Annotated in this window: 2 protein-coding genes; both read right to left on the bottom strand. The window is 64.1% G+C overall.

Annotated elements, in window-relative coordinates; translation table 11 throughout:
* The coding region (locus tag EOA49_RS31850; RefSeq protein ID WP_127243595.1) for an SDR family NAD(P)-dependent oxidoreductase at positions 1-368 on the bottom strand (368 nt) is incomplete at its 3' end.
* A partial coding sequence (locus EOA49_RS31845; RefSeq protein WP_164749380.1) for a GMC family oxidoreductase occupies positions 365-1,606 on the bottom strand: 1,242 nt, incomplete at its 5' end. The genes EOA49_RS31845 and EOA49_RS31850, both read right to left, overlap by 4 nt.

Raw genomic sequence — 1,606 nt, 5'->3', positions numbered from 1 at the left:
GCCTGGCTGAGGAACACCGTGCCGCGCAGATTGATATTTAGCGCGTGGTCGAAATTATCAGGCTTCAATTCCAGAAGGTCGCCGCGCACGACGGCGCCTATGCCGGCGTTGTTGACGAGGCAATCGATGCTGCCGAAGGCGTCCACCGCCGCCGCGACCAGTTTTGGATGGCCAGCGAGATCAGCGATGTCACAGCTGGCATAGGCGAATTTCGCGCCGCGCGCGGCGATGCTTTCGGCAAGTCCATCGGCCGGCTTGTCCGCAAGGTCGGCAACAAGAATATCGAAGCCGGCATCGGCCAGCGCCTCAGCGCAGGCAAGGCCGATGCCGCGCGCGCCGCCGGTGACGATGGCTGCCGGGCGGGTCATGCCGCGAACTCCGTCTTGCGGATATGGTCTGCCACGCGCAGCGCCTGGGCTGCGATCGACAGCGCCGGATTGACCGCCGCCGAGGTCGGCAGGAAGCCGGCGTCCACGACGAACAGGTTCTTATGGTCGTAAGCACGACAGAACGTATCGAGTGGCGCCGTCGCGGGGTCGTTGCCCATCCGCACGGTGCCGCACTGGTGCGAGGGCGTGCGCTTGTCGAACGGGCGCGACAGCACGATCGGGTAACCGCAGGCGCGGAAGTTTTCGCGCATCACCGTGGTCAGGCCTTCCAGCGACTGCATGTTGGAGCGCCGCCACTGCATGACGATCTCCTTGCCGTCGACCAGGATGCGGCTTTCCGGATCGGGCAGGTCCTCGCACATCAGGTACCAGTCGACGGCGTGGCCGGCCATGAAATCGAGCGCGAATCTTGGCGCCAGCTTCACATTGGCCCGCAGCATGTTGCCGTCGATCTTGCCGAGCAGTTGCACATTGCCCAGCGGCTTGCCACCCTTGCCGTCCGACAGATAATAGTCGTTGAGCATCAGCGTCTTCTGGTAGACGGCGTCGTTGCGGCGGCGCGGGTCGATCGCCAGCATCGCGCTCGAATTGTGGTTCATGAAATTGCGGCCGACCTGGTCGGAACTGTTGGCGAGGCCTTTGCCGTTTGTCGAGGGCGAGCGCAGCAGGATGACGGCGGAGTTGATCGCGCCGGCCGATAGGATGACCAGCTTCGGCGAGAGCGTCCTTTGCGCGCCGTTCTGCGTGTAATGAATGGCGGCAATCGATTTGCCGTCCGGCGAGGCCTCGAACCAGTCGACATGGGCGCCGGTTTCGAGCTTGATGTTCTTGTCATTGAGCGCCGCCGCCAGAGGCCCGGTCTGGGCGTCGACCTTGCCTTGCCCGGTGTTCGGAAAAGCATCCCAGCCGGTCTTGCCCTCCTTCAGCCAGGCTTCGATGTCGACGCCGAGCGGCAGCGAGGCAGGATGCAGGCCGAGGCCTTTGAGCTCGGCGCGAGCACGCGCGATCGAAGGTTCGTCGGGCACCGGCTTGAAGGCATAAGGAATCGAATGGAACGGCTCGGTCGGATCCTCGCCGAGCGCGCCGCGCACGCGGAAAAGCTGCTCGGCCTTCGAATACCAGGGTTCGAACTCGTCATAGGAAAACGGCCAGGCCGGCGAGACACCGCCGAAATGCTCCAGCTCGGAGAAATCCTCCTTGCGGTAGCGGATCAGCAC

The sequence above is a fragment of the Mesorhizobium sp. M1A.F.Ca.IN.020.04.1.1 genome (assembly GCF_003997315.1).
Lineage (GTDB): Bacteria > Pseudomonadota > Alphaproteobacteria > Rhizobiales > Rhizobiaceae > Mesorhizobium.
Note: the sequence above shows the minus strand (reverse complement) of the source record. Positions and strands in the feature narration are given on the sequence as shown.